The sequence below is a fragment of the Streptomyces sp. NPDC057654 genome, from assembly GCF_042800135.1.
Lineage (GTDB): Bacteria > Actinomycetota > Actinomycetes > Streptomycetales > Streptomycetaceae > Streptomyces.
Map to the genome: position 1 here is coordinate 1 of NZ_JBHVHQ010000471.1, position 6,596 is coordinate 6,596.

Annotated in this window: 6 protein-coding genes and 1 pseudogene; all 7 read left to right on the forward strand. The window is 73.6% G+C overall.

Annotated elements, in window-relative coordinates; all coding sequences use genetic code 11:
- Positions 1-174 precede the first annotated feature (174 nt).
- Positions 175-1,038 carry an FAD binding domain-containing protein gene (locus ACFU99_RS28090; RefSeq protein ID WP_384397159.1) on the forward strand — a complete coding sequence of 288 codons (864 nt, stop codon included), beginning with the start codon at positions 175-177 and terminating at the stop codon, positions 1,036-1,038.
- The gene (locus ACFU99_RS28095) at positions 1,035-3,497 is read left to right on the forward strand and encodes a xanthine dehydrogenase family protein molybdopterin-binding subunit (protein WP_384397161.1); all 2,463 of its coding nucleotides are present in this window, start codon (positions 1,035-1,037) and stop codon (positions 3,495-3,497) included. Before ACFU99_RS28090 ends, ACFU99_RS28095 begins: the two co-directional genes overlap by 4 nt.
- Entirely contained in the window at positions 3,494-4,030 is a 537-nt protein-coding gene (locus tag ACFU99_RS28100; RefSeq protein WP_384397164.1) for a (2Fe-2S)-binding protein, read from the forward strand. The genes ACFU99_RS28095 and ACFU99_RS28100 overlap by 4 nt, the downstream gene beginning before the upstream one ends.
- A gap of 63 nt (positions 4,031-4,093) precedes the next feature.
- Entirely contained in the window at positions 4,094-4,819 is a 726-nt protein-coding gene (locus ACFU99_RS28105; RefSeq protein ID WP_384397167.1) for an SRPBCC family protein, read from the forward strand.
- The gene (locus ACFU99_RS28110) at positions 4,816-5,472 is read left to right on the forward strand and encodes an isochorismatase family protein (protein ID WP_384397170.1); all 657 of its coding nucleotides are present in this window, start codon (positions 4,816-4,818) and stop codon (positions 5,470-5,472) included. The genes ACFU99_RS28105 and ACFU99_RS28110 overlap by 4 nt, the downstream gene beginning before the upstream one ends.
- 89 nt (positions 5,473-5,561) lie before the next feature.
- Positions 5,562-6,446 carry an alpha/beta fold hydrolase gene (locus ACFU99_RS28115; protein ID WP_384397173.1) on the forward strand — a complete coding sequence of 295 codons (885 nt, stop codon included), beginning with the start codon at positions 5,562-5,564 and terminating at the stop codon, positions 6,444-6,446.
- Positions 6,439-6,596 (forward strand): annotated as a pseudogene (locus ACFU99_RS28120) (MarR family transcriptional regulator); the annotation flags it as partial. The gene ACFU99_RS28115 and the pseudogene ACFU99_RS28120, both read left to right, overlap by 8 nt.

Sequence of the window (6,596 nt, forward strand, 5' to 3'; positions counted from 1 at the left end):
CCACCGGGGTCGCGCGGGCCCCCCCCCCGCCCGGCCGCGCGGCGCGGCCGGGCCCACTAACCGGGGGGGTTCGACGGGCCCCAACCCCCCCCTGAGCCCGTACGACGCCCCGCGCACCCCGACGCGCACCCCCGGTCCGGCGCGAACCGCCCCACCAGCCCGAAGAGGAGGACCATGAAGCCCGCCGCGTTCACCTACCACCGCGCGCGCGACGTCGACGGCGCCACCCGCCTGCTCGCCGAGCTCGGTGACGAGGCGAAACTCATCGCCGGCGGCCAGAGCCTGGTCGCGATGATGAACTTCCGGCTCGCCAGGCCGCGGCACCTCATCGACATCGGCGGCATCGACGGCCTGGCCGAGCTGCGCACCGACGCCGACGGGGCCCTGCGCGTCGGCGCGCTGACCACCCATCACGCCGTGCACACCGCGCCCCCGGACCGCCTCGGCCCCGGCCACGCCGTCATCCGCGACGCCATGCGCTGGATCGGCCACCTGCCCATCCGCACCCGCGGCACCGTCGGCGGCAGCCTCGCCCACGCCGACGCCACCGCCGAATGGTGCCTGCTCGCCACCCTCCTCGACGCCGAACTCACCGCCCGCGGACCGGGTGGCGAACGCCGCATCGCCGCCCAGGACTTCTTCCACGGCTACTACACCACCGCACTCGAACCCCACGAGATGCTCACCGAGATCACCTTCCCCCGCCCCGCGCCGCACGCCGCCCTCACCGAATTCGCCGAACGTCAGGGGGACTTTGCCACCGTCTCCGCCGCCGTGGCCCTGGACATCGCGGAGGACGGGTCTCTCAGCGGCGGCCGCGTTGCCCTGGGCGGCGTCGACGCGCTGCCCGTACGCGTACCCGAGGCCGAACAGGCACTGGGCGGCGGGCCGCCCGGGCCCGAGACGTTCGCCCGCTGCGCGGAGGCGGCCGCCGACGCCATCGACCCGCCCGGCGACGCGAACGGCAGCGCCCACTACCGCAAGGCCCTGACCCGCACCCTTGTCGCCCGTGCCTGCGAGGAGGCGATGGCCCGATGAGCGCCGAAGCCCGAACCCCCGATACCAGCACGCCCACCCGGGACAGCGCCTGGATCGGCGCGTCCGTGGGCCGCCGCGAGGACCCGCGGCTGCTCACGGGCCGCGGCCGGTTCACCGACGACATCCACCTCCCCGGCATGCTGCACGCCCAGTTCGTCCGCAGCACCATGGCCCACGCCACGGTCGTCTCCATCGACCTCGACGACGTACGCCAAGTGCCGGGCGTAGTAGCCGCGTTCACCGCCGACGACCTGGACCTCGACGACATCACCGCCCGCCTGGACCGCCCCCGCTCGGAGTACGTCCCCACCGCCATGCCCGTACTCGCCCGCGACCGGGTCCGCTACGCGGGCGAACCGCTGGCCATCGTCGTGGCCCGCGACCCGTACGCCGCCGAGGACGGCCTGGAGGCCGCCAAGGTCACGTACGAGGCCCGGCCGCCCATCATCCGCGAAGCCGACGCCCTCGCCCCCGGCGCGCCCCTCGTACACGACGAGGCCCCGGCCAACACGCTGGTCGACGTCTCCATGTTCGCGACCGAGGGCATCGACGCGGTCTTCGACGGCGCGCCCTGCGTCGTCTCCGTCGAGGCCCGCACCGGCCGCCAGAACGCCCTGCCCCTGGAGACCCGCGGTGCCGTCGCGAGCTGGGACGACCGCGAGGAGCAGCTGCTGCTCCAGACGCCCAGTCAGACCCCGCACCAGGTACGGACCGTGGCCGCCCGCTGCCTGCGCCTGGACGAGCGGTCCGTGCGCGTCGTCGTCCCCGACATGGGCGGCGGCTTCGGCCAGAAGTGCGTCGTCGGCCGCGAGGAGATCGCCACCGCCGCGGCGGCCCTGCGCCTGAACCGCCCCGTCAAATGGACCGAGGACCGCAAGGACGCGCTGACCGCCTCCTTCCTCGCCCGCGAACAGCACTACGACGCCCGCGCCGCCTTCGACGCCGACGGGCGCATCCTGGGCCTCGACGCCGACATCGTCTGCGACATGGGCGCCTACTCCTGCTACCCCTTCACCGCCGGCATCGAGCCCCTGATGGCCTCCGCCGAGATGCCCGGCGTCTACAAGGTGCCCGCCTACCGGGTCCGGGCCCGCGCCATCACCACCAACAAGGCCCCCTCCGCCCCCTACCGGGGCGTGAGCCGCCCCCAGTACGTGATGGTCATGGAGCGGCTCTTCGAACGGGCCGCCCGCGAGCTGGGCATCGACGCCGTCGAGCTGCGCCGCCGCAACCTCATCACCGAGTTCCCCTACACCGGCGTCAACAACATCACGTACGACCCCGGCTCGTACCGCGAGGCGCTGGACCTGTGCGAGAAGACGCTGCGTGACGAGGGCTGGTACGAGCGGCGCGACGCCGCGGCCGCCGAGGGCCGCCACCTGGGCATCGGCTACTCCTGCTTCAGCGAGCGCACCGGCTACGGCTCCACCGCGTTCGCCCAGCGCAAGATGGAGGTCGTGCCCGGCTACGACATCGCCGAGGCCCGGATGGACACCACCGGGGCCCTCGTCGTCACCACCGGCACCATGAGCCACGGCCAGAGCCATGAGACCACCATGGCCCAGATCGCCGCCGACCAGCTCGGACTCGACCTCGCGAAGGTCCGTATCCACCAGGGCGACACCGACCGCGTCACCTACGGCTGGGGCACCTTCGCCAGCCGCTCCATCGCCGTCGGCGGCAGCGCCGTCCGCCTCGCCGCCGCAAAGCTGGGGGACAGGCTCCGGCACATCGCCGCCTCCCAGTGGGGCGTGCCCCCGGAGGAGACGGAGCTGGGCCGGGGACTCGTACGACGGCGAGGCGAGGACGGCGAGGAGCTCACCTTCGAGCAGCTCGCCGACATCGCCTACCTCAAGGCGCACCTGCTCCCCAAGGACCTGGAGCCCGGCCTGAGCGCCACCGCCACCTTCGACGTCTTCAACGACGGCACCTTCTCCAACGCCGCCCACGGCGTCGTCGTCGAACTCCACGAAGGCACCGGACAGGTGGAGATCCTGCGCTACGCCTGCGTCGAGGACTGCGGCGTCGCCATCAACCCGAAGGTCGTCGAGGGCCAGGCGCGCGGCGGCATCGCCCAGGGCATCGCGGGCGCGCTCTTCGAGCAGATCACCTACGACGACCAGGGCGAACCCTCCGCCACCAGCTTCATGGACTACAAGGTCCCCACCGCCCACGAGATCCCGTACATCACCGTCGCGCACCTGGAAACCCCCTGCGCCTTCACCGAGACGGGGGCCAAGGGCGCGGGCGAGGGCGGCACCATCGGCGCGCCCGCCGCCGTACTCAACGCCGTCAACGACGGCCTGCTGCACACCGGCGTCGAACTCGACTCCACCCCCGTCACCCCCGAGACGGTCGCCCGCGCCCTGGAGCGGACCGCGGCGGCACGGCCTCGACCGGAACACCCCCGTTCGGAACAGACCCACTCGGAACAGACCCGCCTGGAGCGCGCCCGATGAGCGACACCACCCACCACCCGCAGCACCAGCAGCTCATCGGCCTGCACGTCAACGGCGAGCAGTACGAGATCCTCACCGAGCCCCGCCGCACCCTCGCCGACGCGCTCCGCCACGACCTGGGGATCACCGGCACCCACGTCGGCTGCGAACACGGCATCTGCGGCGCCTGCACGGTGCTGCTCGACGACGCGCCCGTACGGTCCTGCCTGATGTTCGCCGCGCAGGCCGAGGGCGCGCGCGTCCGCACCGTGGAGTCGCTGTCCGACGGCCGCGAACTGAGCGATCTGCAACGGGCGTTCAGCGACCACCACGGCCTCCAGTGCGGCTTCTGCACGCCGGGATTCCTGATGCTCGCCGAGGGGTTCCTCGCGGAGCGGCCCGACGCGACCAAGGAGGAGATCCGCGAGGTGGTCGCCTCCAACCTGTGCCGCTGCACGGGCTACCAGACCATCGTCGAGGCCATCGACGACTGCGCCGCCCGCCGCCGGGCCGCCGCCCTCGCCCCTGCCGCCGTCCGCGCGCAGGGCGACTGACCGCGCCCCGTACGACCGCACCCCGCGCAACCGCGCCGCCGCCGGGCGGCGGAAGGAGAATCCATGCAGCTGAACCACACGGTGCCGGTGAAGGCGGCCCCGGACGAGGTGTTCGCCCTCGTCAACGACGTCGAAAGGGTCGCCTCCTGCATGCCGGGCGCCGCCCTGGACGGCCGCGACGGCGACGCCTGGCAGGGCACGGTGCGGGTGAAGGTCGGCCCGATCACGGCCTCGTACGCGGGCACCGTCCGCTTCCTGGAGAGCGACGCCGACGCCCGCCGGCTGCGCGTCCAGGCCCGCGGGGCCGACACGCACGGCAGCGGCGACGCGGAGGCGCTCGTCGAGCTCGCCGTGACCGAGGCCCCCGAGGGCGCGCGGCTGGAGCTGACCACGGACCTCGTCATCCGCGGCAAGATCGCCCAGTTCGGGAAGGGCGCGGTGGCCACGGTCTCGGGCAAGATCCTCGAACAGTTCGCCCAGAACCTCGGCACCCTGCTCGACCAGGACCGCGCGGCGGGCCGCGTGGAGGCATCGGCGGCGGCCGTAGCGCCCCGGACCGCTTCCGCTCCGGGCGCTCCCGCCGGGGTCGCCGGAGCCGCTCTGCCGCGGCAGCCCGCCTTCGCCGGGCAGAGCGAGCTGAACGGCGTCTCGATGATCGTCGGCCCCGCGCTGGCCAAGTACGGGCCGCCCGCCGCCGCCTTCGCCTTCGGCCTCTTCGAAGGCTGGCTCCTCGGCCGCGTCCTGACCCGCGAGAGGCACTGCTGCCACCCGGTCCGGAGCGCGCGATGAGCGCCGGCCGGTACGGACCCGAGACCGACCGTACGTACGAGCGCGCGGGCTTCGGCGCGGCCGTACGGCGCGGCAGCCGCCCCGCCCTCGTCGTCGTGGACCTCACCCGAGGGTTCACCGAGGACCGCTTCGCGTGCGGCGCCGACCTCACCGACGTGGTGGAGTCGACCGCGACGCTCGTACGGGCCGTCCGCGCGGCCGGGGCGCCGGTGCTCTACACCGTGATCTCCTACACCCCGGCCGAGGCCGCGGGCCGCTCCGTCACCTGGCTCGACAAGGCCCCCGGCCTGCGCGTGCTGACCGAGGGCAGCGAGGCGGTGGCCCTCGATCCCCGGCTGCCCCGCGAGCCCGAGGACGTCGTGGTGGTGAAGAAGGGCGCCTCCGCGTTCTTCGGCACCTCGCTGGCCGCGAACCTCGTGGCGGCCGGCTGCGACACGGTCGTGTTGTGCGGGGCCACCACCAGCGGCTGCCTGCGGGCGAGCGCCGTCGACGCCGTGCAGAGCGGATTCCCGGTGCTGGTGCCGCGCGAGTGCGCGGGCGACCGGGCCCAAGGCCCGCACGAGGCGGCGCTGTTCGACATCGACGCCAAGTACGGAGACGTCATCGACCTGTCCGACGCGCTCGACTACCTCCGTGGCCTGCCGCACACCTGACGGGCGCTCGGAAACCGACGCCTCGCCGACCACTGACCTGACTTCTGGTCAGCCACTGACCTGATCCGCCATCACCTGGAGGAGTCCCCGTGTCGCCACGGTCCCTCGGACAGCCCGCGCTCGCCGATCTCGCCGACGCCCCGGCCACCAGCCGCTGGGTCCGCTCCGGCGCGCTGCGCCTGCACGTACTCGACTACGGCGGCGACGGCGTACCGCTCCTCGTCCTGCCCGGCATCACCAGCCCCGCGATCACGATGGACTTCGTCGCCCGTGAACTGACCGAACTAGTACGGCCGGTGGTACTCGACGTGCGCGGTCGCGGCCTCTCCGACGGCGGCGACGGCGACGCCTACGACATCACGACGTACGCGCGCGACGCCGAAGCCGTCATCTCGGGCCTGGGACTGGACCGGCCGCTGCTCTTCGGCCACTCGATGGGAGCCCGGATCGCGGCGGTGACCGCCGTACGCGCCAGGGTGCCCGTGGGCGGCGTCGTCGCCGTCGACCCGCCGCTGAGCGGCACCGGCCGCGACCCGTACCCGACCTCACTGCCCGTGTTCCTGGGCCAGTTGGAGCAGGCGGTGCGGGGAACGGACGCCGACGAGGTGGCCCGCTCGTGGCCCCGGTGGCCGCGCCGGGAGCAGGAGCTGCGGGCACGCTGGCTCTCCAGCTGCGGCGAACAGGCCGTCGCCGCGACCCACCGCGGCTTCGAGTCGGAGGACTTCTTCGACTGGTGGCCCGGCGTGCCGTCCCCGGTGGTGCTCCTCTACGGCGAGCAGAGCCCCGTAGTAACAGCCGAAGGCGTAAGGGAGCTGACGGACACTCACCCGGACGCCCGGTTCATGCCGGTGCCGGAAACGGGACACATGGTGTTCTGGGACAACCCGCCCGCCGCGCTGAAGCTGCTGCGCGAAGCGCTCGCCTACGTCGCCGCCGGCCGGGCCGAGCACGCGCCAGGGCCCTCCCATGGCTGACCCCTCCCCGGTACGGGCGGAGGCGCCGCCCATAGCCCTGTCGGCCGCCCCCGGTTATCAGGTGCGGCGGTTGTATCAGGCGTATGTGGCGGCGTGGGTGCGGTTGGTGGATGCGGCGTTGACGGGTCCGCAGTTCGCGGTGTTGACGGC